The sequence below is a fragment of the Mesorhizobium sp. AR10 genome, assembly GCF_024746795.1.
GTDB lineage: Bacteria > Pseudomonadota > Alphaproteobacteria > Rhizobiales > Rhizobiaceae > Mesorhizobium.
The window spans coordinates 1,963,395-1,985,474 of the sequence record NZ_CP080524.1 but is presented as its reverse complement, the minus strand read 5'-3'; the positions used below and the strand labels follow the sequence as shown (position 1 = coordinate 1,985,474).

Annotated in this window: 21 protein-coding genes and 1 pseudogene; 17 read left to right on the top strand and 5 right to left on the bottom strand. The window is 62.7% G+C overall.

From position 1 onward, the window contains the following. Positions 1-54: 54 nt before the first annotated feature. From LHFGNBLO_RS13115 to LHFGNBLO_RS13095, 5 genes and pseudogenes are all read left to right on the top strand, one after another. Positions 55-1,055, top strand: a pseudogene (locus LHFGNBLO_RS13115) (aldo/keto reductase). 352 nt (positions 1,056-1,407) lie between these two features. Next, the gene (locus LHFGNBLO_RS13110; RefSeq protein WP_258607921.1) at positions 1,408-2,403 is read left to right on the top strand and encodes an ABC transporter substrate-binding protein; all 996 of its coding nucleotides are present in this window, start codon (positions 1,408-1,410) and stop codon (positions 2,401-2,403) included. Between the two features lie 124 nt (positions 2,404-2,527). Beyond that, a complete protein-coding gene (locus tag LHFGNBLO_RS13105; RefSeq protein ID WP_258607919.1) occupies positions 2,528-4,081 on the top strand; it encodes a sugar ABC transporter ATP-binding protein in 1,554 nt (517 codons plus the stop codon). Beyond that, on the top strand, positions 4,078-5,043 hold the full coding sequence (locus tag LHFGNBLO_RS13100) for an ABC transporter permease (RefSeq protein WP_258607917.1): 966 nt from the start codon (positions 4,078-4,080) through the stop codon (positions 5,041-5,043). Before LHFGNBLO_RS13105 ends, LHFGNBLO_RS13100 begins: the two co-directional genes overlap by 4 nt. A 72-nt stretch (positions 5,044-5,115) precedes the next feature. Next, entirely contained in the window at positions 5,116-6,132 is a 1,017-nt protein-coding gene (locus tag LHFGNBLO_RS13095; protein WP_258607915.1) for a zinc-binding alcohol dehydrogenase family protein, read from the top strand. A 273-nt stretch (positions 6,133-6,405) separates the two neighbouring features. On the opposite strand, the gene phnF is transcribed toward LHFGNBLO_RS13095, so the two are convergent. After that, complete coding sequence (phnF, locus tag LHFGNBLO_RS13090; RefSeq protein WP_258609700.1) at positions 6,406-7,158, bottom strand: phosphonate metabolism transcriptional regulator PhnF; 753 nt, start codon at positions 7,156-7,158, stop codon at positions 6,406-6,408. Positions 7,159-7,277: 119 nt separating this feature from the next. Between phnF and phnG the strand changes: the two genes are divergently transcribed. Genes phnG through LHFGNBLO_RS13075 form a run of 3 tightly spaced genes read left to right on the top strand, consistent with a single transcriptional unit; the run spans position 7,278 to position 9,464 of the window. Continuing rightward, complete coding sequence (gene phnG / locus LHFGNBLO_RS13085; RefSeq protein WP_258607913.1) at positions 7,278-7,739, top strand: phosphonate C-P lyase system protein PhnG; 462 nt, start codon at positions 7,278-7,280, stop codon at positions 7,737-7,739. Then, a complete protein-coding gene (gene phnH / locus LHFGNBLO_RS13080) occupies positions 7,739-8,350 on the top strand; it encodes a phosphonate C-P lyase system protein PhnH (RefSeq protein ID WP_258607911.1) in 612 nt (203 codons plus the stop codon). The genes phnG and phnH overlap by 1 nt, the downstream gene beginning before the upstream one ends. A 1-nt stretch (position 8,351) precedes the next feature. Then, entirely contained in the window at positions 8,352-9,464 is a 1,113-nt protein-coding gene (locus LHFGNBLO_RS13075) for a carbon-phosphorus lyase complex subunit PhnI (RefSeq protein WP_258607901.1), read from the top strand. 2 nt (positions 9,465-9,466) lie between these two features. Here the strand turns inward: LHFGNBLO_RS13075 and LHFGNBLO_RS13070 are convergent, their stop codons facing one another. Next, entirely contained in the window at positions 9,467-9,661 is a 195-nt protein-coding gene (locus LHFGNBLO_RS13070; RefSeq protein WP_258607899.1) for a hypothetical protein, read from the bottom strand. A 65-nt stretch (positions 9,662-9,726) separates the two neighbouring features. Between LHFGNBLO_RS13070 and LHFGNBLO_RS13065 the strand changes: the two genes are divergently transcribed. The 8 genes from LHFGNBLO_RS13065 to phnE (LHFGNBLO_RS13030) all read left to right on the top strand — a co-directional run bounded on the left by LHFGNBLO_RS13065 (position 9,727) and on the right by phnE (LHFGNBLO_RS13030) (position 17,316). Continuing rightward, a complete protein-coding gene (locus LHFGNBLO_RS13065; RefSeq protein WP_258607897.1) occupies positions 9,727-10,626 on the top strand; it encodes an alpha-D-ribose 1-methylphosphonate 5-phosphate C-P-lyase PhnJ in 900 nt (299 codons plus the stop codon). Continuing rightward, on the top strand, positions 10,623-11,399 hold the full coding sequence (gene phnK / locus LHFGNBLO_RS13060) for a phosphonate C-P lyase system protein PhnK (protein ID WP_258607895.1): 777 nt from the start codon (positions 10,623-10,625) through the stop codon (positions 11,397-11,399). The genes LHFGNBLO_RS13065 and phnK overlap by 4 nt, the downstream gene beginning before the upstream one ends. 2 nt (positions 11,400-11,401) lie before the next feature. Beyond that, positions 11,402-12,109, top strand: a complete 708-nt coding sequence (gene phnL, locus LHFGNBLO_RS13055) for a phosphonate C-P lyase system protein PhnL (protein ID WP_258607893.1) — start codon at positions 11,402-11,404, stop codon at positions 12,107-12,109. Further along, positions 12,106-12,723: a DapH/DapD/GlmU-related protein gene (locus LHFGNBLO_RS13050; protein ID WP_258607892.1), complete on the top strand. Its 618-nt coding sequence runs from the start codon at positions 12,106-12,108 to the stop codon at positions 12,721-12,723. The genes phnL and LHFGNBLO_RS13050 overlap by 4 nt, the downstream gene beginning before the upstream one ends. A gap of 135 nt (positions 12,724-12,858) precedes the next feature. Next, entirely contained in the window at positions 12,859-13,716 is an 858-nt protein-coding gene (gene phnC, locus LHFGNBLO_RS13045) for a phosphonate ABC transporter ATP-binding protein (protein ID WP_258607890.1), read from the top strand. Between the two features lie 93 nt (positions 13,717-13,809). Beyond that, positions 13,810-14,718: a phosphonate ABC transporter substrate-binding protein gene (gene phnD / locus LHFGNBLO_RS13040; RefSeq protein ID WP_258607888.1), complete on the top strand. Its 909-nt coding sequence runs from the start codon at positions 13,810-13,812 to the stop codon at positions 14,716-14,718. A gap of 74 nt (positions 14,719-14,792) precedes the next feature. Continuing rightward, positions 14,793-15,767, top strand: coding sequence for a phosphonate ABC transporter, permease protein PhnE (gene phnE / locus LHFGNBLO_RS13035; protein ID WP_258607878.1), 975 nt, complete (start codon positions 14,793-14,795; stop codon positions 15,765-15,767). A gap of 4 nt (positions 15,768-15,771) precedes the next feature. Continuing rightward, a complete protein-coding gene (phnE, locus tag LHFGNBLO_RS13030; RefSeq protein WP_258607876.1) occupies positions 15,772-17,316 on the top strand; it encodes a phosphonate ABC transporter, permease protein PhnE in 1,545 nt (514 codons plus the stop codon). A gap of 21 nt (positions 17,317-17,337) precedes the next feature. Here phnE (LHFGNBLO_RS13030) and LHFGNBLO_RS13025 read toward each other — a convergent pair whose 3' ends face one another. From LHFGNBLO_RS13025 to LHFGNBLO_RS13015, 3 genes are all read right to left on the bottom strand, one after another. Next, positions 17,338-18,192 (bottom strand): sugar phosphate isomerase/epimerase family protein, encoded by an 855-nt coding sequence (locus LHFGNBLO_RS13025; protein WP_258607874.1) that lies wholly within the window; start codon positions 18,190-18,192, stop codon positions 17,338-17,340. A 170-nt stretch (positions 18,193-18,362) separates the two neighbouring features. Next, the gene (locus tag LHFGNBLO_RS13020; protein WP_258607872.1) at positions 18,363-19,550 is read right to left on the bottom strand and encodes a Gfo/Idh/MocA family protein; all 1,188 of its coding nucleotides are present in this window, start codon (positions 19,548-19,550) and stop codon (positions 18,363-18,365) included. Positions 19,551-19,697: 147 nt separating this feature from the next. Further along, positions 19,698-20,753, bottom strand: coding sequence for a sugar phosphate isomerase/epimerase family protein (locus LHFGNBLO_RS13015; RefSeq protein ID WP_258607870.1), 1,056 nt, complete (start codon positions 20,751-20,753; stop codon positions 19,698-19,700). 398 nt (positions 20,754-21,151) lie between these two features. On the opposite strand from LHFGNBLO_RS13015, the gene LHFGNBLO_RS13010 reads away from it, so the two are divergent. Then, complete coding sequence (locus LHFGNBLO_RS13010; RefSeq protein ID WP_258607869.1) at positions 21,152-22,039, top strand: sugar phosphate isomerase/epimerase family protein; 888 nt, start codon at positions 21,152-21,154, stop codon at positions 22,037-22,039. Positions 22,040-22,080 lie beyond the last annotated feature (41 nt).

Here is a 22,080-nt window from a genome sequence, read left to right as displayed (position 1 = left end):
CATCGACCAGAACATTTTTACGAACCGGCCAGCGGCCGGGAGGGGAGGATTTGGATGAAGAAACGCCGCATCGGCACGACTGCGCTTGAGGTCACCGAGGTCAGCTTCGGCGGCGCAGCACTCGGCGGTCTCTACCGGGCCTGTCCGCGCGAGGCAGCGATGGAGACGCTGCAGGCTGCCTGGGACGGCGGCTTGCGCTATTTCGATACCGCACCCTTCTACGGCTTCGGCCTGTCGGAACGCCGCTTCGGCGACTTCCTGCGCGACAAGCCGCGCGCTCGTCCTACGTTCTTTCCACCAAGGTCGGGCGGCTGTTTCGCCCCGTGCCGGAAGACCAGGTTCCCGACCACTCCTACGTCGATCCACTGCCCTTCGCGCTGGACTACGACTATTCCTATGACGGCATCATGCGCTCGGTCGAATTCTCCTATGCGCGGCTCGGCCTCAACCGGATCGATATCCTGTTCGTCCATGACATCGGCGTCTACACGCATGGTGTCGAGAAGACCAAGCTGCACTTCCGCGAGTTGATGGATGGCGGGCTGAAGGCGCTGGAGGAGTTGAAGTCGTCCGGCGTCATTTCCGCCTACGGTCTTGGCGTCAACGAAGTGCAGATCTGCCTCGATGTACTGCACCAGGCGCCGCTCGACTGCATCCTGCTGGCCAGCCGCTATTCACTGCTCGACCGCAGCGCCGAAGCTGAACTGCTGCCGCTTTGCCGCAAACAGCAGGCCTCGCTGATCATCGGCGGCGTCTTCAATTCCGGCATTCTGGCGACCGGTCCGGTGCAGGGCGCGCATTTCGACTATGCGCCGGCTACGCGCGACATTCTCGACCGTGTCGATGCGATGGAAAAGATCGCCGCCGAGGGCGGTTATCCACTGGCAGCGGCTGCGTTCCAGTTCCCCCTGCACGAGCCTGTGGTCGCCAGCGTGTTGACCGGCACGGCCAAACCCGCCAATTTGACGCGCAACCTCGAACTGCTCGACATCGAGGTGCCGGAAGCGGAACTCGCCAGATACGCGCCCTATATAATCGTGCAGAAACTTGGCTGATGCTGCGCGGCATCCATCAGCTTCGGGCTTGCCATCTGCCTGAGCACGTGACTGGAGGCATCACAATCCTGCGATCTCAAGAAAAGAATGTATATTCCATCTTGACTGATATCTGGAATTAATATTCCATATCTTTAGAGAAGATCGAGAACGATGGACGTGGCAATGAGGATCGGCAAGGATGTTTCGTCCGGTCGAGCCACGCATACTGGCACTAAACACCGCTTGCATCGACAGAACTGATGCACTATCAAAACGCGGCAAATGTTTTTTATTGATAAAGTTCTGTTTTGGCCGCGCCATCCGAACCGAACTTCCGCAACGTTCACCGGCGACCTAGGGAGGAAACCTAATGAAATTCGTGACCAGCATTCTCAACCGCCGCGCCGTCGTGGCACTCGCAGCCGCCTCGATGCTTGCCGGCGTGATGCATTCGGCGCCGGCTTCGGCGGCCGACGTGACCATCCCGATCATCGTCAAGGACACCACCTCTTTCTACTGGCAGATCGTTCTGGCCGGCGCCCGCAAGGCCGGCAAGGACCTCGGCGTCGACGTGCCGGAACTCGGCGCCCAGGCTGAAACCGACGTCAACGGCCAGGTCTCGATCCTCGAAAACGCCGTCGCCGGTAGCCCGGCCGCGATCGTCATCGCCCCGACAGAATTCAAGGCGCTCGGCAAGCCGATCGATGAGGCGGCCGCCAAGGTCAAGGTTATCGGCATCGACTCCGGCGCCGACTCCAAGGCCTTCACCTCGTTCCTGACCACCGACAATGTGCAGGGCGGACGCGTCGCTGCTGACGGTCTCGCGGCAGCCATCGGCGAAGCCAATGGCGGCAAGATCGAAGGCGACGTGGCGCTGATCACCAACGCGCCGGGCGCCGGTTCGCTGGAGCAGCGCAAGCAGGGCTTCACCGAGCAGCTGGCTGCGAAATATCCGGGCCTCAAGCTGGTCGCTGACAAATATGCCGACGGCCAGGCGACGACCGGTCTCAACATCGCGACCGACCTGATCACCGCCAACCCGAACCTCAAGGGTATCTTCGCTTCCAACCTGATCATGGCGCAAGGCGTCGGTCAGGCTGTCGCCGAGAACAACCTTGGCGGCAAGCTCGCGCTCGTCGGCTTCGACAGCGACGAGAACCTGATCAAGTTCCTCAATGACGGCGTCATCTCCGCGCTCGTCGTCCAGGATCCGTACCGGATGGGCTATGACGGCATCAAGACCGCACTTGCCGCCTCGAAGGGCGAAAAGGTCGAGGCCAATGTCGACACCGGCGCCAATCTGGTGACCAAGGCCAACATGAAGGATCCGAAGATCGACGCGCTGCTCAACCCGAAGCTCGACTGAGCATCGTCATAGGCGCATTGTCTCCGGGGCCTCGTTGCCCCGGAGACATCCGCGTAGGCTGCTTGGACTTACCCTGACGATGCGGCCCAGTCGCCAATCGTGAGACCAATCTGGGAGGATTGTCATGACGCCAACGGCGCAGGAACTGCACCCGGCCCCAACGCTGGAGCCCGGCAGGACGATCCTCGAACTGCACGGTCTGGAAAAGCGCTATCCCGGCACACATGCCCTGAAGCCGGTGAATCTCGCCTTCAAGGCCGGCGAAATCCACGCCATCGTCGGCGAAAACGGCGCCGGCAAATCAACCTTGATCAAACTCCTCACCGGCGTCATGCCGCGCACCTCCGGAGATGTCATCTGGGAGGGCAAGCGGGCACCACTGGCGACGCCGCATGAGGCGATGGCGCTCGGCATCAACGCCGTGCATCAGGAGGTCGTGCTCTGCCGCCACCTGACGGTCGCCGCCAATATGTTCCTCGGCGAGGAGGATTCCCGGTTCGGCATCCTGCAGCAGCGCGCCATGGTCAAGGAAGCGCAGAAGATCATCGACGATCTCGGCTTCGATCTGCCGGCGCATGTCGTGCTCGGCGACCTGACCATCGGCCAGCAGCAATTGATCGCCGCCGCCCGCGCCACGGTGCGCGGCACCAAATTTCTGATCTTCGACGAACCGACCGCCTATCTCACCCGCAAGGAGGCCGACCAGCTGTTCACGCTGATCCGCCGACTGAAGGGCGAAGGCGTCACCATCATCTACATCAGCCACCGCATGGAAGAGGTGTTCGAGCTCGCCGACCGCGTCTCGGTGCTGCGCGACGGGACACTGGTCGGCACCAGGAACATCCGTGAGACCAACGACGCCGAGCTGGTCAAGATGATGATCAACCGCTCGATCGAGCAGGTCTATCACAAGGAGCATTTTACCCCAGGCGCTACCATCGTCGAGGCAAGGAACCTGTCGGGCAAAGGCTTTGAGAATGTCTCGATGTCGGTGCGTTCCGGCGAGATCGTAGGGCTCTACGGTCTGATCGGCGCCGGGCGCAGCGAATTCGTCACCACGCTCTACGGCCGTCATCGCAAATCTGCCGGCCAGATCCTGTGGGAAGGCAAGCCGGTTCAGGTCAACTCCGAGCATGACGCGATCAAGCTCGGCATGGCGCTGGCGCCGGAAAGCCGCCGCGACCAGGGCCTGTGCCTCAATTTGCCGGTCGCCCTCAACCTCAACCTGCCGATCTACAAGCGCATCTCCAAAAACCTTTTGATTTCGAACACACAGGAAAAGGCTGAGGCCGATCGCCAGATCGCCGGCCTCAGGATCAAGACGCCGACGCGCGGTGCGCTGGCCTCCAGCCTGTCTGGCGGCAACCAGCAGAAGATCGTCATCGGCAAATGGCTGGCGCACGGCGCCAAGCTGTTCATCTTCGACGAGCCGACGGTCGGCGTCGATGTCGGCACCAAGGCCGAGATCTACCGCCTGTTCGGTGCGCTGTTGTCGAAGGGCGCCGGCATCATCCTGATCTCATCCTATCTGCCCGAGGTCTACGAACTCGCTGACACGCTGCATGTGTTCCGGCGCGGCAAGCTGGTAGCCACGCATGGGTTCCGCACCGCCAATCATGAGGACATTCTCACGCAGGCCCTCGCCGAGAAACAAGAAAAGCTGGGAGGACAGATATGAGCACCGAGGCGATTGCTGCCGAGAAACCGAAACGCAACTACAATGTCCTGTTCGGACTGACGCTTCTGGCGTTGCTGGTTGTGCTCTGGATCTTGCTTTCCGTTTCGACAACGAGCTTCGCCTCCGCCAACAACATCTCGAACCTGCTGCGGCAGGGCTCGATGATCGCGATCATGGCGGTCGGCCAGACCTTCGTCATCATCACTGGCGGTATCGACCTGTCGGTCGGGGCCGTGGTCGGCTTCGCCACCGTCATCGTCGCCATGATGATAAATGCCGGCTTCCCCATCTGGATCGCCATTCTGGTGACGCTTCTGGCCGGCGTCGCCATCGGCATTTTCCACGGCTTCGGCATCGTCAAGATGGGCTTGCCACCCTTCATCATCACGCTGGCGACGTTGACCTCGCTGCGCGGTATCGGCCTGCTGATGACCAACGGCAATTCGATCAACATCAAAAGCGACACCTTCACGGCGTTCTCGCGAAATTCCTTTATCGGCGTCCCCAACCTGTTCTGGATGGTGATCCTGGTCGGCATCCCCGCCTACATCTTCCTGCACCACAGCCGATGGGGCCGCTATCTCTTCTCGGTCGGCTCCAATGCCGAGGCTTCCCGCCTGTCCGGCGTCAATGTCCAGCGCACCATCTACATGGCCTATACGCTGTCGGGCCTGTGCGCGGCATTCGTCGGCGTGCTGCTGGCCGCGCGCATCGGCATCGGCAACCCGACCCAGGCCGAGGGCTGGGAACTGCAGGCCATCGCCTCGTCGGTGATCGGCGGCACCTCGCTGTTCGGCGCCGTCGGCTCTGTTCACGGGCCGCTGCTCGGCGCCTTCATCCTAGCCACCATCAACAACGGCGCCAACCTGCTCAACGTCAACTCGTTCTGGCAGCGCATCATCACCGGCGCATTGATCATCATCATCGTCTATTTTGACGGGCTGCGCCGCCGCGGCAAGTAGACCACCACAGGCAAGACCACCGGCCCCGGCGACAGCCAGGCCGGTGGCGCCATGAACCGACTGGATCGAAGCATGAAAGCCGTCGTCTGCCGTTCGCCCGGCGACCTTGTTGTGGAAGATCGCCCCGCACCTGGCGCACCACCCTCCGGCTGGGCGCTGGTGGCAGTCAGCCATGTCGGCATCTGCGGCACCGACTACCACATCTTCGAGGGCAAGCACCCGTTCCTCGCCTATCCGCGCATCATGGGCCATGAAGTGTCGGGAACCGTGATCGCGACCGGCGAAGGTGTCGACCTTGCGGTCGGTGAACCGGTCATCGTCAACCCCTATCTCGCCTGCGGCAAATGCATCGCCTGCCGGCAAGGCAAGCCGAACTGCTGCGTCAAGATCGAGGTGCTCGGCGTCCATCGCGACGGCGCCATGGGCGAGCAGATCCTGGTGCCGGCGCAGAATCTTTATCCGGCAAACGGCGTGTCGCTGGCGGATGCCGCCGCCGTCGAATTCCTGGCGATCGGAGCGCATGCGGTGCGCCGCGCCCATGCCCAGCCCGGCGCCCGCACGCTGGTCGTCGGCGCCGGGCCGATCGGGCTCGGCACAGCGCTGTTTGCCCGCATCGCCGGTCTCGACGTGACGCTGCTCGACATGAGCAGCGAAAGGCTGGGTTTTGCCGCAAGCGAACTCGACTTCACGACGCTTGATGCTTCACAGGCGACGGCGGCCGGCCTAGTGCGAGAGGCGACCGGCGGCGAAGGCTTCGACGTCGTCTTCGATGCCACCGGCAACACCCAGTCGGTCCAGTCGGCCTTTGCCCATGTCGCCCATGGCGGAACGCTGGTCCTGGTCAGCGTCGTCAAGGACGACATCGCCTTTTCGGATCCCGAATTCCACAAGCGCGAGATGGCGCTGATCGGCAGCCGCAACGCTCTTCGCGCCGATTTTGACCATGTCGCCGCTTCGATCCGCAACGGCGCGGTGCCACTGGCAAAACTCGTCACCCACCGCACGACGCTTGGCGATACGCCGCGCGACCTCGCCCGCTGGGCGCATGAGAAATCCGGCCTGATCAAGGCTGTGATCGAGGTGGGGTAAGACGTCCGGCACAAGATTCGACAGGTCGATAAATGCGGACTTTGGCAGATCGCATGCCTTGGCGACTGGCCGAAACATCCATCGCTTCGTCATCCTATGGCGGAGCAAGGAGCGAAGCGACGCGGCGCAGACCATAGGATCCATGCCGTGACTTCGAAGCGTTGCGTCGGTGCAGAATTCTGCTCCGCTGGGCTCTTCGCCCGAGATCGCGGCATGGATCCTTGGGTCTCCGCGACGGAGCTGCGCTCCTGCTTCGCCCAAGGATGACGAAGGCTAGTTGTCCGCCGACAGCTTCAGTTCCACCCGCTCCGCAGGAAACCGTGTCTCGGCGAACTGGATCGGCTGGCCGTCCGCCGTGACGTTGACGGCGACCGCAACCAGCACGATGGCTCCGGGCTGCAGATCGAGGTCGGCAAGGTCAGCAGCATCGGCATGCCGCGCCGACAGCACCGTCGATTGCCGGAGGTAATCGCTGACGCCGAAGCGTTTAAACGAAGCGGTCACCGATCCGGTTTCCGCCATGGCGACTTCAATGCCGGCGAAACGCCTCGCCTCGAACCAACTGGTGGCACGCGACACTGGCTGCCCGTCGGCTTCGCCGCGCGTCTCCAGGCGTATCACATCAGACCCTTTGCCAAGGCCCAACCCCTCGGCGACCCGCCGGCTGGCCGGCTCGACCGCCGACTCGAGCAGAACACTTCGGCGCTCGACCGCCTGCCCTTGCAGGCCTTCCGAAAAGCGTGTGCGGGCGCCGATCGGATAGGACAGCCGCTTGCGCGACAGCACGAAGGTGCCGCGCCCTTGCTCGGCCCTGAGCACGCCGTCCTGGACCAGCGCAGCGATGGCACTGCGCACCGTATGGCGGTTGACGCCATAGCGTTCGGCCAGAGCGACTTCCGGCGGCAGCGCGGCATTTTCGGCAAAGTCGCCGACGGCGATCGAATGCAGGATCTGGTCGGCGATCTGCCGCCACAGCGAAACGCCGCTGCGTCGCTCGATGCTGTTGGCCAATTGCTGCCCGACCATTTCGCCCCCGGATCTTTTCGCCAATGTCATCCACCCGTCATGGACACACGTTAGATAATAGGTATAATTTGTATAGATGTCTATATCACTAGACAAATTCAAGTGCGAAGGAAGTATCGATGCGAGGACAGGAAGCGCGCGATCAGGCTGAGCGCAAGGTCGTCATGGCAACGCTGGCGCAATCCACCGGCGACGACATCGTCCGCCTCTGGAACGAAGCGGGCCTGCCCTCGGAAGCGGAATTTCTGCGCGGTCCCGAAACCGGTCTGGTCACCGTGCGCGGCCGCATTGGCGGCGGCGGCGCGCCGTTCAATGTCGGCGAGGCGACGGTCACGCGCGCCACCGTGCGGCTTGCGTCGGGGCAGGTCGGTCATTGCTACGCGCTTGGCCGCGACAAGCAGAAGGCCAGGCTGGCGGCGATCGCCGATGCGCTCTGGCAGGATTCCGCGCATCGCGACGAGGTCCAGACCAAACTCATCGCCCCGTTGCAGGCGGCATTGGCCGAGGCGCGCGAAAAACGCCGGGCCGAGACGACGGCAACGAAGGTGGATTTCTTCACCATGGTGCGCGGAGAAGACTGATGGATATCGCAACACAGTCGATCGTTGGCGGCTTCGCCGATCCGGTGTTCAATGCCCAGAGCGTGTTCCGCGCCGTGATGGACGCCATGGCGCGGCCGGGCACCATGCAATCCCTGCCGGTCTTCGCCCGCCCACCGCTGCCATTGTCGGCAGGCTCCGGCGCTATTGCGCTAGCGCTCTGCGACAACGACACGCCGCTTTGGCTCGATCCGACCTTGCAGGCCTCCGCAGCGGTCAAATCCTGGCTTGGCTTCCACAGCGGCGCACCAGAGGCCAACACGCCGGCCGATGCGCATTTCGCCTTGATCGCGACGCCCGCCGAGATGATGTCGCTCGACGGCTTTTCACAAGGCACGCAGGACTATCCCGACCGCTCCACGACGCTGATCCTGCAGGTGAGCGATCTCGTCTCCGGCGCCCCGCTGTCGCTCGAAGGTCCCGGCATCGAAAGCACGGCGACCATCGCGCCGGCGCAGATGCCGCGGCATTTCGTCGAACAGTGGAGGCAGAACAATCAGCGCTTCCCACGCGGCGTCGACGTCATCCTCGCAACGCCGGACGGCATCGCTTGCCTGCCGCGCACCACGCGCATCAAGACGATGGAGACGTGAGATGTATGTCGCGGTAAAAGGTGGCGAAGCGGCAATTGCCAACGCTCACAAGCTGCTCGCCGACCGCCGGCGCGGCGACCGTTCGGTGCCGGCACTTCGCCTCGACCAGATCGTCGAGCAATTGGCGCTCGGCGTCGACCGAGTGATGAGCGAAGGCTCGCTCTATGACCGCGAGCTGGCGGCACTCGCCATCGTCCAGGCGCGCGGCGACATGATCGAGGCAATCTTCCTGGTGCGCGCCTACCGCACCACGCTGCCCCGCTTCGGCTACACCAGGGCGATCGACACCGCCGCAATGCTGGTCGAACGGCGCGTGTCGGCGACCTACAAGGACCTGCCCGGCGGCCAGCTGCTCGGCCCGACCTTCGACTACACCCACCGGCTGCTCGATCCTGACCTTGCCGCCGGCGGCGACGTTGCCGAACCGCAGCAGCGCGCAAGCGAGGCGGAAGCCATGCCGCGCGTTTCCGCGATCCTCGCCCGCGAAGGTCTGATCGAGCCCGATGGCGACATGCCGCAGGACCATGTTCCCGGCGACATAACCCGCGAGCCGTTGGAATTCCCGATGGCGCGCGACATTCGCCTGCAGGCGCTGTCGCGTGGCGATGAGGGTTTCTTGCTGGCACTCGGCTATTCCACCCAGCGCGGCTATGCCCGCAACCATCCCTTCGTCGGCGAGGTCCGCATCGGCGAGGTCGAGCTGGAACTCGACGTCCCGGAACTGCCCTTTGCCGTGCCGCTCGGCAGCGTCCGCGTCACCGAATGCCAGATGGTCAACCAGTTCAAGGGTTCAGCCAAGGCGCCGCCGCAATTCACCCGCGGCTACGGCCTGGTCTTCGGCCAGAGCGAACGCAAGGCGATGGCGATGGCACTGTGCGACCGGGCGCTTCGCGCAACCGAACTCGGCGAGGATGTCGGCGCTGCTGCTCAGGATGAGGAGTTTGTCATCTCGCATTCCGACAATGTTCAGGCGACCGGCTTCGTCGAACATCTGAAGCTGCCGCACTATGTCGACTTCCAGGCCGAGCTTGATCTGGTGCGCCGCATGCGCGCCGAGCACGACGCTCGCGAGAACATGGGCTCCTTGGAAGAAAAGAAGGAAGCCGCGGAATGAGCCTAGTCGCCCGACCCACCATGACCGCCGCCGCTGTCGTACAAATTGCCGCCATGCCCTCCGCTGCTGCCGCCAATGTTCTCGCCATGCGCGCCTTCCCTGGCTGCAGGAAGAACCATTCTTCGAAGGATAAGGCCGACCACACCGGCGAGCACCAGCAGCAGAATTCCGAGATGCATCCAACCGGTTTCGGTCATCCGATTTCGCCCCTGTTTCCGCGTCCTGGACGCCAATTAGATAGCACAATGTGGATGTGATCGCCATGACGGACATCGCCACCTACAACTTCGCCTATCTCGACGAGCAGACCAAGCGGATGATCCGCCGCGCGATCCTCAAGGGCATCGCCATCCCCGGCTATCAGGTGCCGTTCGCCTCGCGCGAAATGCCGATGCCCTATGGCTGGGGCACCGGCGGCGTCCAGGTCACCGCCTCGATCATCGGCCCCGACGACGTGCTGAAGGTCATCGACCAGGGCGCCGACGACACCACCAATGCGGTCTCGATCCGTGCCTTCTTCAAGAAGGTCGCCAATGTCGCCGTGACGACCGACACCGCCAGCGCCACCATCATCCAGACCCGCCACCGCATCCCCGAACATCCGCTGAGTGCCGGCCAAATTCTGGTCTATCAGGTGCCGATCCCCGAGCCGCTGCGCTTCCTCGAACCGCGTGAGACCGAAACGCGCAAAATGCATGCGCTGGAGGAATATGGCCTGATGCATGTGAAGCTCTACGAGGACATCGCCAGGCACGGCCGCATTGCCACCACCTACGCCTATCCGGTCAAGGTCGAGGGCCGTTACGTGATGGACCCGTCGCCGACGCCGAAATTCGACAATCCGAAGATGCATCAATCGCCGGCTTTGCAATTGTTCGGCGCGGGCCGCGAAAAGCGCATCTATGCGCTGCCGCCCTTCACCGATGTGGTCAGCCTCGACTTCGAGGACCATCCGTTCGAGGTGCAGACCTTCGACCAACCTTGCGCGCTGTGTGCGGCCGAGAATGTCTATCTCGACGAGGTCATTCTCGACGACCATGGCGGCCATATGTTCGTCTGCTCCGACACCGATCATTGCGAGAAACGCCGCGAAGAGGGGCACCGCGGCCATCTTGCGCCCGAGACCCCACTTGCCCCAGGAAACATGGAGCCGGCGCAATGACCGACGAACCGCTGCTGCGCGTTTCCGCGCTGTCCAAATTCTATGGCTCTCGCGTCGGCTGCGAGAACGTTACCTTCGACCTGTGGCCCGGCGAGGTGCTGGCGGTGGTCGGCGAATCCGGCTCCGGCAAGACGACGCTGCTCAACTGCCTGTCGACGCGGTTGCTGCCCAGTTCCGGCACCGCCAGCTACCGCATGCGCGATGGCCAGTTCCGCGAACTCTACCGCATGAGCGAGGCCGAGCGCCGCTTCCTAATGCGCACCGATTGGGGCTTTGTCCACCAGAACCCCGCCGATGGACTGCGCATGACGGTGTCGGCCGGCGCCAATGTCGGCGAACGGCTGATGGCGGTGGGCGACCGCCACTACGGCAAGATCCGCGCCACGGCGGTCGACTGGCTGTCGCGCGTCGAGATCGACGAGGACCGTATCGACGACGAACCGCGCGCCTTTTCCGGCGGCATGCGCCAGCGCCTGCAGATCGCCCGCAACCTCGTCACCGGGCCGCGGCTGGTGTTCATGGACGAGCCGACCGGCGGGCTCGATGTCTCGGTGCAGGCGCGCCTGCTCGACCTCTTGCGCGGACTGGTCACGGTTCTCGGCCTGGCGGCCATCGTCGTCACCCATGATCTCGCGGTGGCGCGTCTCTTGTCGCAGCGCATGATGGTGATGAAGGACGGTCGCGTCGTTGAAAGCGGCCTCACCGACCGCGTGCTCGACGATCCGCGTGCGCCCTACACGCAGTTGCTCGTTTCTTCCATCCTGCAGGTGTAACCATGCCGACGCCCCTCGTTGTCTCCGACGTCGCCAAGAGCTTCACCATGCATCTGCGCGACGGCATCAAACTACCGGTCGTCGCCGATGTCTCGTTCTCGATCAGGGCCGGCGAGTGCGCCGTGCTCGGCGGCCCGTCGGGCGCCGGCAAGAGCTCGATCCTGAAAATGCTCTACGGCAACTATGCCGTCGACGAAGGCCAGATCATCGTCCGGCATGACGCCGGGCTCATCGATCTGGCGATAGCCAGCCCGCGCACCGTGCTTGCAGTGCGCCGGCAAACCATCGGCTATGTCAGCCAGTTCCTACGCACCGTGCCGCGCGTCTCGGCGCTCGATGTCGTCGCCGAGCCGCTGGTCGAGCGCGGCGAGGAGCGCGAGGCAGCCAGAGGCAAGGCACGCGCTCTGCTGGCGCAGCTCAATCTTCCGGAGAAACTCTGGGCATTGCCGCCGGCGACCTTCTCCGGCGGCGAGCAGCAGCGCGTCAACATCGCGCGCGGTTTCATCACCGAGCACCCGATCCTGCTGCTCGACGAGCCGACCGCCTCGCTCGACGCCAGGAACCGCGACGTGGTGATTGCGCTGATCGCGGCCAAGAAGGCGGCGGGCGTCGCCCTGCTTGGCATCTTCCACGATCATGACGTGCGCGAGGCAGTGGCCGACCGCATCATCGACGTGACCGCCTTTGCCGCCGGAAAAATCGCCGCATGACCAGGAAATTGTCGGAGGCGCCGCTGGTCCACGCGACGGCGCAAGTCGAGAACTCGACGCTTGGCCGCTGGACCGAGATCGCCGACCGTAGCCGGGTTTCGGAGAGCATCCTCGGCGACTATTCCTACATGATGCAGGACTGTGCCGTCTGGTGCGCGACGATCGGCAGGTTTTCAAACATCGCCGCCAGTGTGCGCATCAACGCCACCAACCACCCGACCTGGCGGCCGACACTGCACCACTTCACCTATCGCGCATCAGACTATTGGGACGACGCCGAGCACGAAACAGAATTCTTCGCCCAGCGCCGCGCCAAACGCGTCACCATCGGCCACGACACCTGGCTCGGCCACGGCTCCACCATCCTGCCCGGCGTCACCGTCGGCGATGGCGCCGCAGTCGGCGCCGGCGCGGTGGTATCGAAGGATGTCGCGCCTTACACCATCGTCGGCGGCGTGCCGGCAAAGCCGATCCGCGAACGCTTCGACCGCCGCACCGCCGAACGCTACCAGGCGCTCGCCTGGTGGGACTGGGACCATGCCCGACTGCGCGCAGCGTTGGACGATTTCCGCGCGCTTTCGGCTGAGGCGTTCTTGGAAAAGCACGGCGGGTAGTTCGTCAACCCCAGGCACGGTTGCACCGCGTCTGTGGGCGGTAACAAAACTGACATCAATCCGACACCGCAGGTTCATGCCGTTGCGCTAGCGAGGGTATCAGACCTTCAACTGCGACTGGACTGGAACCTGCCTATGTCAGCGACGTCAGCCACGCTCGAAATCCGCGGCGTCTCCCGCCGATTTGGCAAGAACACCGCCGTCAGCGCCGTCGACCTGTCGATCCCGCAAGGTCAGATGGTCGGCATCATCGGTCGCTCGGGCGCCGGCAAATCGACCCTTCTTCGCATGATCAACCGTCTCATCGATCCCAGTCAGGGGTCGATTTTTTTTGACGGCGCCGAAGTCTCAAGCCTGCGCGGATCGCCGCTGCGTCGCTGGCAGCGCGACTGCGCCATGATCTTCCAGCAGTTCAACCTGGTGCCGCGCCTTGACGTGCTGACCAATGTGCTGCTCGGCCGGCTGAACCACCGCTCCACCATGTCGAACCTGCTCGGCATCTTCTCCCGCGAGGAAAGAGCCGAGGCGATAGCAGCGCTGGAGCGTCTCGACATCGCCCGCACCGCGCTGCAGCCCGCCGGTACCTTGTCCGGCGGCCAGCAGCAGCGCGTCGCCATCGCCCGCGCCTTGATGCAGCAGCCGAAGGTGATCCTCGCCGACGAGCCTATTGCCTCGCTCGACCCTCTCAATGCCAAGGTGGTGATGGATTCGCTGCAGGATATCAATTTGCGCGAAGGCATCACCGTCGTCACCAATCTGCACACGCTGGATACCGCGCGCACCTATTGCAACCGCATCATCGGCATGGCCGCCGGCAAGGTCGTGTTCGACGGCCCGCCCGAAGACCTCAACCGCGAGGCCGTGCGCATGGTCTACGGCGCCGACAGCAACGGCGACGAAATCTCCGAGGCCATCACCTCGACCAGCGTCATCATCAAGCAAAAAATCGCCGCATCCGCCGGTCCGCTTGAACCCGCATTCCCGGGGTACTGAGATCGGCCTGGATCGCCAGCCTGCGTCACAGGCACCTGTCAAAATTCGAACGCAGCCGGCGCGATGCCGGACCCAAAACAGGAGAGACACGAGATGTTTAGAAAGATACTTTTCGGTGCCGTTTCCATCATGGCCATGGCGATGGGCGCGGTCCAGGCACAGGACCTGAAGGAATTCCGCGTCGGCATTCTGGGCGGCGAGAACGAAGCCGACCGTCTGCGCAACTACCAGTGCTTCGCCGACCACATCAAGGAAGTCCTCGGTGTCGAGAAAGTTTCGCTGTTCCCGGCCGCCGACTACGACGGCGTCATCCAGGGTCTGCTCGGCGGCACGCTTGACTATGCCGAACTCGGCGCGTCCGCCTACGCAAAGGTCTATCTCGAAAACAAGGACGCGGTTCAGCCGATCCTGACGACGGTCCAGACCGACGGTTCGACCGGCTACCATTCGGTTATGGTCGCCCGTGCGGATTCAGGCATCAAGACACTCGCTGACATGAAGGGCAAGAAGCTCGGTTTCGCCGATCCCGATTCGACTTCTGGCTACCTGATCCCGGTCACGTCGCTGCCCAAGGACATCGGTATGGATGTGAAGAGCTATTTCGCGTCGACCGGCTTCGGCGGCGGCCATGAACAGCTGGTGCTTGAAGTTCTGAAGGGCACCTTCGATGCCGGCACCACCTGGGCCTCCGGCGTCGGCGACTTCAAGGACGGCTACAGCTCGGGCAATCTGCGCAAGATGGTCGACAAGGGCGTCCTCAAGATGGACGACCTCGTCGAATTGTGGCAGTCGCCACTGATCCCGAACGGCCCGCTGGTCATACGCACCTCGCTCGACGCCGGCACCAAGCAGAAGATCACCGATTTCCTGACCAAGCTTCCGCAAACCGATCCGGCTTGTTTCGCGGCGGTACAGGGCGGCGACTTCAAGGGCTATTCGCCGGTCACCCCGGAATTCTATCAGGCGATCATCGACGCTCGTAAGGCGAAGATCGGCTCGTAGGCCTAAAGGCACGACGCCGCCGGGGCCAAAGTGCCGCCGGCGGCGTTGCCGCGTCACGGGCCGGGGAACTATCGATGAGTGCGACCGACGTCTACCGCGCGCCTGCGCTCTCCACAGAAGCAGCCTTGGTCGAGCGGCACTGGCGCCACCTCGCCGCTCGCCGGCGCCTCTACACGATCGGAGGCCTGGTTTTCCTGTTGCTTGCGCTCTCGGGCTCGCTCTGGTTCGCCAACGAAACCAACGCCGGAAAGTTCTTCGACCGCCTTCCGCACATCGCCGACTTTTTCGTCGAATTGAAGCCGCGCGACTGGTTCGAACCGGTGCGCGCGCTGTTCGACCTGCCGTCGCCCTATGACGATGGCAGCCTCAAATTCGACTATCCCGAAGGCCGGGTCTACCTGACCCAAGGCATCTACATTCCGGAGTATTTCTACCGGATGATCGAGACACTGAACATTGCGCTGTTTTCGACGCTGGTCGGCTCCACCTTCGGTTTCCTGCTCTGCTTCTTGGCTGCCAGCAATATAACGGCCAGCCGCTGGCTCCGTTTCACAACGCGCCGCTTACTTGAAATTGTCCGCGCCTTTCCGGAAATCGTCATTGCCGGGTTTTTCCTGGCGATCTTCTCGCTTGGGCCCATTCCGGCGATCCTCGCGGTCAGCATCCACACGGTGGGCGCGCTCGGAAAAATGTTCTTCGAAGTGGTCGAGAATGCCGACATGAAGCCTGACGAAGGCTTGCGGGCCGTTGGCGCCAATTGGGTCGAACGGGTGTGGTTCGGCATCGTGCCTCAGGTTCTACCCAACTTCATGAGCTATTTCCTGCTCCGCTTTGAGATCAATGTGCGCGCTTCGACCATTCTCGGCGCCGTCGGCGCCGGCGGCATCGGCGAATCCCTGCGTCTTTCGATCAGCCGGGGCCATGAGGCCAAGACCATTGCCATCGTCTTTCTGCTGTTCTGCACGATTGTCGCCGTTGACCAGTTTTCGGCATGGCTGAGACAACGTCTTGTCGGCAGGCAGGCGTTCGCATACGGGCGCGGAGAGTAGCCCAATGAACGCCGACGCCATCAACGACATCGCCGCTCGCCATCCAGATGCGTTTCGGCGACCCTTATGGAAGCGCTATGCCGCCCCGTTCGGCCTCCTTCTGTGCATTCTCTACACCTTTTACTGCTGGTGGTTCTTCTCGATCGGCATCGTTCTCGAAAAGGCGAACTGGAACCTGGCCGGCGCCTATCTCGCCGACTGGGTGTCTTACGAAATCCGCCCGGACATCGAATTCAAGGACAATTATCTGACCATCGACTACTCCCGCTTCTCCAAACTGGGATCCAATCCAAATCCCGACTGGGTGATCAAGCAGATTGCTGCGATCGAGCGGCGGGTCGACGCCGCGCCAGCACCGACGATGACGACTGACAAGTCGTCGCAGGGTTCGTTCATGACGCCTGGCGCGCCAACCGCCGAGAACCCAGCCCCCTCGCCAGACAACTTGGTTCCGGCTGCGCCTAAAACGGTGCACGAAAAGGCCATCGTGGCGGCGACCGTCGTCCTTGGCAGCGGCCAGATTGCCATTACACCAAATCTTGTCACTGTGACGCGTGGCGCCGAAAGCGTCATCTTCGACATTGCCAAGGACAGCTCTGTCACGCCGCGCACACCGCTGCCTGACTGGATAGAGCAACGCAAGCCAGGTTCGACAGCCTATATCTCGTTCGGATTCTTGGGCCGTGCTGAAGTGCAGAATGACGAGGTGATCGCCTGGAGGCGGTTTTTCGGTTGGGCCAATTTTGTCTTTGACACGAATTCGCCATTCTGGGGAAAACCGTTCGGCGAGGTCGCTTCACTGATCGTCTCCGGTGAGCGCATCGACCCGTCGCGATCAAACGCAGCGCTTGCCTGGGACAACATCCTCTACAACGCCGAGTGGCAGCACGGCGACGTGTGGCTGAAGCTTCTGCAAACCATCGTCATGGCTTTTGTCGGCACGGTGCTGGCCTCGGTCGTCGCCTTTCCGCTCGCCTTCCTGGCTGCGCGCAACATCACGCCGAGTTGGATGGCCAACCAGGCGACAAAGCGCTTCTTCGATTTCCTGCGGTCTGTCGACATGCTGATCTGGGCGCTGTTCTTCACCCGCGGCTTCGGTCCGGGGCCGCTGGCCGGCATGTCGGCGATCTTCTTCACCGACACCGGAACCCTGGGCAAACTCTATTCCGAGGCGCTGGAAAACATCGACGACAAGCAGCGCGAGGGCATCCGCTCGGTGGGCGCCACGCCAACGATGGTGCAACGCTACGGCGTGCTGCCGCAGGTTCTGCCGGTGTTCCTTAGCCAATCCCTCTATTTTTGGGAATCGAACACGCGCTCGGCGACAATCATCGGCGCTGTCGGCGCCGGCGGCATCGGTCTGAAATTGTGGGAAGCCATGCGCACCAACACCAACTGGGCCAATGTTTTCTACATGGTTCTGTTGATCCTGCTTGTCGTTTTTGTTTTCGACAACATCTCCAACTATCTCCGCCGCAAACTGATGGGGACCGTCGGCAACGACGAGCGGCCGGAACGCGCCTCCGCCCGCCCGCTGCCGGCGGCTTAGACCACGATCCCGAAACGCGTCTCAGGCACCGGCCTTCTTCCACCCGTTTTTGATGTGCCTGTAGCCGTCGCGGTAGACAGCCTCGGGACTCTCGGAAAAATCGCGCCAGACCTTGGTGGCCGCCGCCAAATCCTTCAGCGAGCGGCCGAACGCCTCTATCGTCAGCCAGTCGTCATAGCCGCTCTTGCGAATGGCCGAGAACGTCTCCTTCCACGGAATATTGCCGCGCCCTGGCACGCCGCGGTTGTTTTCTGAAATGTGGATGTGGACGATGTTCTTTCGATTGCGCTTATAGGCGCCGACCGGATCGGCCTCCTCGATATTGGCGTGGAAGGTGTCATACATCGCCTTGATGTGCGGGCGGTCGATCGCATCGATATGCTCAGACAGATCGTCCATCGTATTCAGCAAATAGCATTCGAAGCGGTTGAGCGCCTCCAGCCCGATGGTGACTCCTCTCTTGCCGGCATGGTCACCAATTGTGCGCTGCGAGGCGACCGAGCGCTTTTTCTCGGCCGCCGTCGGCCCGGTGCCAGAGAAGGTACCAAGCGTCGAATGCAGCGGGCCGCTCAGCTTAATGGCGCCGAGCGCTTGGGCGCAGTCGATCGCCCATTTCATGTAGTCGATGCCGGCCTTGCGCACACTGGCATCCGACGAGATCAGGTTCATCGCCGGATCGCCCATGGCCGAGACGGCGGTGCGTTCCAGCCCGATGCGATCGAGCAGGTCGCCGAGCTTCTTGTAGTCGTCAGGCGTGCCTGAGAACACTGGTATCTCGACGCCGTCAAAACCGGTCGCCTTGATGTCCCTGAGCAACGGCTCGTGTTTCTTCGACACTGCCGTCGTCCACAAGAACATGCACATGCCGATTTTCATCGACGCCCCTCCCACTTTCGGCCTTACCGGGGTGCTGAGCTTCAGGTCAGGCCGAGCCGAAAATGGTAGTTTCTGAGAACCGGAGCGGAGCGTACTTTTCGTACGTGAGCACCGGAAGCGCAGGAAGCTGCCATTTGCAGGCCGGCATCACCTGAAGATCAGTACCCCGGTCAGAGCTTCGTCCACGCCCCATTCTTCTTCGACGACTTCACGCAGGCCTCGATGAATGCCATGCCTTCAACGCCGTCCTGGATGGTCGGGAAGACGACGTCCTTGCCCGGCTTGCCGCCTTTCTTGCGCGCCGCGCGGATGGCGCGGGCCGCTTCCTGGTAGATGTTGGCGAAGCCTTCGAGATAGCCTTCCGGATGGCCGGACGGAACGCGGCTGACGCGCCCCGCCACCGGCAGCGCGCCGGCGCCATTGCGGGTGAGCAGTTGCTTCGGCTGGCCGAACGGCGTGTACCAGAGATAGTTCGGATCGGCCTGCACCCATTCCAATCCACCCTTGGAGCCATAGATGCGCAGCTTGAGCCCATTCTCATGGCCGGGCGCCACCTGGCTGGCCCAGATCATGCCCTTGGCCGGGTGTATCCTGCCGACCGCCTTAAAGCGCAGCATCACATTGACATTGTCGTCGAGCAGCCGGCCCGGCACGAAGGCGTCGAGATCGGCCGACAGCGCATCGAGCTCCAGACCAGAGACGAAACGGGCAAGATTGTAGGCATGCGTGCCGATGTCGCCCAGCGCACCGCCCGCACCAGCCTGCTTGGGGTCGGAGCGCCACGCCGCCTGCTTCTGACCGGTGGCGGCAAGGTCCTCGGTCAGCCAGTCCTGCGGATATTCCGACTGCACGATGCGGATGTCGCCAAGCACACCCTTGGCCACCATCTCGCGCGCCTGACGGATCATCGGATAAGCGGTGTAGTTGTGGGTCAGCACGAACACCTTACCTGTCTTTTCGACCACAGCCGCCAGCTTCTTCGCTTCCGCCAGCGTCGTCGCCAGCGGCTTGTCGCAGATGACGTGGATACCGGCTTCGAGAAAGGCCTTCGCCGCCGGCACATGCACATTGTTCGGGGTGACGATGGCCACCGCCTCGATGCCATCGGGGCGCTTGGCTTCTGCCTTGGCCATCTCGGCGTAGGAGCCGTAGCTACGTGCGGGATCGAGCCCGAGTTCAGCGGCCGATGCCTTGGCGCGCTCGGGATTCGCCGACAGCGCACCGGCGACCAGCACGAAATCATTGTCCATGCGCGCCGCGATCCGGTGCACCGCGCCGATGAAGGCGCCTTGCCCGCCGCCGACCATGCCATAGCGGATCGGGCCGCCTCCCGTTTCCGACTTCGATGCGCCGACCATTTTTCGTCTCCCTCGTTGTTTCACCTCCCCCTTGAGGGGAGGTCGATCCGCGCAGCGGATCGGGTGGGGTCGTAGAAAGTAGAGCTCGGCATGAGCCGACCCCACCCGGCCCTTCGGGCCACCCTCCCCGAGGGGGAGGGAACCGCTTCAGATTCCCATCATGGCGCGCAGCACCTTTTTGTCGGTCGCGCCGCCGGCGAAATCGTCAAAGGCCTTTTCCGTCACCCTGATGATGTGGTGCTGGATGAAGGGCGCGCCTTCGGCAGCGCCATCCTCGGGATGCTTCAGGCAGCATTCCCATTCCAGCACCGCCCAGGAATCGTAGCCATATTGGGTGAGCTTGGAGAAGATGCCGCCGAAATCGACCTGCCCGTCGCCCAACGAACGGAAGCGCCCGGCCCGATTGGTCCAGCTCTGATAGCCGGAATAGACGCCTTGCCGTCCGGTCGGATTGAACTCGGCGTCCTTGACGTGGAAGGCCTTGATCCGCTCGTGATAGATGTCGATGAATTCGAGATAGTCGAGCTGCTGCAGCAGGAAGTGCGACGGGTCGTAGTTGATGTTGCAGCGCTTGTGGCCGCCGACGGCGTCGAGGAACATCTCGAAAGTCGCACCGTCGAACACATCCTCGCCCGGGTGGATCTCGTAGCCGACATCGACGCCATTGTCCTCATAGACATCGAGGATTGGCTTCCAGCGTTTGCCGAGTTCCGAAAACGCTTCTTCGATTAATCCGGCCGGCCGCTGCGGCCACGGATAAAGGTAAGGGAAGGCTAACGCTCCACAAAAGGAGACCGACGCCTTCAAGCCCAGATTCTTCGACGCCTTGGCGCCGAACTTCATCTGCTCGACCGCCCATTTCTGCCTGGCTTTCGGATTGTTGTGCACCGCAGGCGGGGCGAAGCCGTCGAACTGCGCGTCATAGGCCGGATGCACCGCCACCAATTGCCCCTGCAGATGCGTCGACAACTCGGTGATCTCGACGCCAGCCTCGGCACAGATGCCTTTGACCTCGTCACAATAGGCCTTGGAAGACGCCGCTTTCTTCAGGTCGAACAGCCGCGCATCCCAGGTCGGGATCTGCACGCCCTTGTAGCCCAGGCCAGCCGCCCATTTGGTAATCGACGCCAGCGAATTGAACGGCGCGGCGTCGCCCGCGAACTGCGCCAGAAACAGCCCGGGGCCCTTCATTGTCGTCGGCATCGGCATCCTCCCTCTCTCATGTCACGACCAAGCATAGCGCCGATTGGAAGCAGGGCCAGCCCGTTTGGTGTTTTCTCGCAGACACTTGTTTGTGTCGCCATTCTGGTATTACCAAACGTGGCCGCGCGGTCAAGCGGCGGGGTGCAACGCAGAAGGCCCGCCAGTCATCACAAACGATGAAAATACATTAACATATTCAATGGAATAACTGCCACCACGGGTTGCATCTCGCGACTTCTTGCCGTTCGGAGGAATTTGCTGTAGACCTGCCATCAGACCCAATTGGTCGAACCAGTTCGTCAAAAAACACTGGAACGCCCTGGGGAGGAATCATGCGGCGGACTCCTCTGGAGGGCGCCGTGGGAAACGTGACAGGCGAATTCTGGGAAGGATAGACCATGCATCTTTCGACGCACAACTGGATGCGGGCGGAGCCGTTGGAAACGACGCTGAAGCGCATCAAGAAATTCGGCTACGAGTCGATCGAGATTTCCGGCGAGCCCGAACAATACAAGACCAAGGAGACGCGCGCGCTCCTGAAGGAACACGGCATCCGCTGCTGGGGTGCGGTGACGCTGATGCTGGGTGAGCGCAATCTTGCCGCCAAGAACCAGGGCCAGCGCGAGCGCTCCGTGCAGTACGTCAAGGACGTGCTGACCATGGTCAGCGAACTCGACGGCGAGATCATCACGCTGGTTCCCGCGACTGTCGGCAAGGTGGTGCCTGACGGCACCGAGGAAGAGGAATGGAAATGGGTCGTCGACGCCACCCGGGAATGCTTCACCCACGCCAAGAAGGTCGGCGTCAAGATCGCGGTCGAGCCACTCAACCGCTTCGAGACCTATCTGTTCAACCGCGGCGCCCAGGCGCTGGCGCTGGCTGACGCGGTCAGCCCTGAATGCGGCGTCTGCCTCGACGCCTACCACATCCATATGGAAGAATTTAACGTCTATGACGCCATCCGCCAGGTCGGCAAGCGCCTGTTCGACTTCCATGTCGCCGACAACAACCGCTTCGCCGCCGGTCTCGGGCAGATCGACTGGCCGAAGATCATCGCGACGCTGAGGGAGGTCGGCTATGACGGCGCGCTGACCAACGAGTTCGTCGCCCCGGTCGATCGCACGCCGGCCGCACCCTATCCCGACATGGTCGAACGCAACCCGGTCGACATCTCGCCCGAGCAGCTGAAATTCATTCAGGACCATGGCTCCAGCGTGCTCACGGAGAAATTCTACACCGACCAGATGCGCATCAACGCCGAAACGCTGCTGCCGCTGATCAAGTAGCCGGTCCGACTGGGAATGAGCCCCTCCGCCTTCCAGCGGCA

Coding starts and splice junctions, on each gene's coding strand:
- LHFGNBLO_RS13095 (WP_258607915.1), top strand. CDS start 5,116: ATGAAAGCCGTCGTCTGCCGTTCGCCCGGCGACCTTGTTGTGGAAGAT.
- LHFGNBLO_RS13100 (WP_258607917.1), top strand. CDS start 4,078: ATGAGCACCGAGGCGATTGCTGCCGAGAAACCGAAACGCAACTACAAT.
- LHFGNBLO_RS13065 (WP_258607897.1), top strand. CDS start 9,727: ATGACGGACATCGCCACCTACAACTTCGCCTATCTCGACGAGCAGACC.
- LHFGNBLO_RS13110 (WP_258607921.1), top strand. CDS start 1,408: ATGAAATTCGTGACCAGCATTCTCAACCGCCGCGCCGTCGTGGCACTC.
- LHFGNBLO_RS13020 (WP_258607872.1), bottom strand. CDS start 19,550: ATGGTCGGCGCATCGAAGTCGGAAACGGGAGGCGGCCCGATCCGCTAT.
- LHFGNBLO_RS13025 (WP_258607874.1), bottom strand. CDS start 18,192: ATGAAAATCGGCATGTGCATGTTCTTGTGGACGACGGCAGTGTCGAAG.
- LHFGNBLO_RS13070 (WP_258607899.1), bottom strand. CDS start 9,661: ATGACCGAAACCGGTTGGATGCATCTCGGAATTCTGCTGCTGGTGCTC.
- phnH (WP_258607911.1), top strand. CDS start 7,739: ATGGATATCGCAACACAGTCGATCGTTGGCGGCTTCGCCGATCCGGTG.
- LHFGNBLO_RS13010 (WP_258607869.1), top strand. CDS start 21,152: ATGCATCTTTCGACGCACAACTGGATGCGGGCGGAGCCGTTGGAAACG.
- phnE (WP_258607876.1), top strand. CDS start 15,772: ATGAACGCCGACGCCATCAACGACATCGCCGCTCGCCATCCAGATGCG.
- phnL (WP_258607893.1), top strand. CDS start 11,402: ATGCCGACGCCCCTCGTTGTCTCCGACGTCGCCAAGAGCTTCACCATG.
- phnE (WP_258607878.1), top strand. CDS start 14,793: ATGAGTGCGACCGACGTCTACCGCGCGCCTGCGCTCTCCACAGAAGCA.
- phnF (WP_258609700.1), bottom strand. CDS start 7,158: ATGGTCGGGCAGCAATTGGCCAACAGCATCGAGCGACGCAGCGGCGTT.
- LHFGNBLO_RS13075 (WP_258607901.1), top strand. CDS start 8,352: ATGTATGTCGCGGTAAAAGGTGGCGAAGCGGCAATTGCCAACGCTCAC.
- LHFGNBLO_RS13050 (WP_258607892.1), top strand. CDS start 12,106: ATGACCAGGAAATTGTCGGAGGCGCCGCTGGTCCACGCGACGGCGCAA.
- phnC (WP_258607890.1), top strand. CDS start 12,859: ATGTCAGCGACGTCAGCCACGCTCGAAATCCGCGGCGTCTCCCGCCGA.
- LHFGNBLO_RS13105 (WP_258607919.1), top strand. CDS start 2,528: ATGACGCCAACGGCGCAGGAACTGCACCCGGCCCCAACGCTGGAGCCC.
- phnG (WP_258607913.1), top strand. CDS start 7,278: ATGCGAGGACAGGAAGCGCGCGATCAGGCTGAGCGCAAGGTCGTCATG.
- LHFGNBLO_RS13015 (WP_258607870.1), bottom strand. CDS start 20,753: ATGCCGACGACAATGAAGGGCCCCGGGCTGTTTCTGGCGCAGTTCGCG.
- phnK (WP_258607895.1), top strand. CDS start 10,623: ATGACCGACGAACCGCTGCTGCGCGTTTCCGCGCTGTCCAAATTCTAT.
- phnD (WP_258607888.1), top strand. CDS start 13,810: ATGTTTAGAAAGATACTTTTCGGTGCCGTTTCCATCATGGCCATGGCG.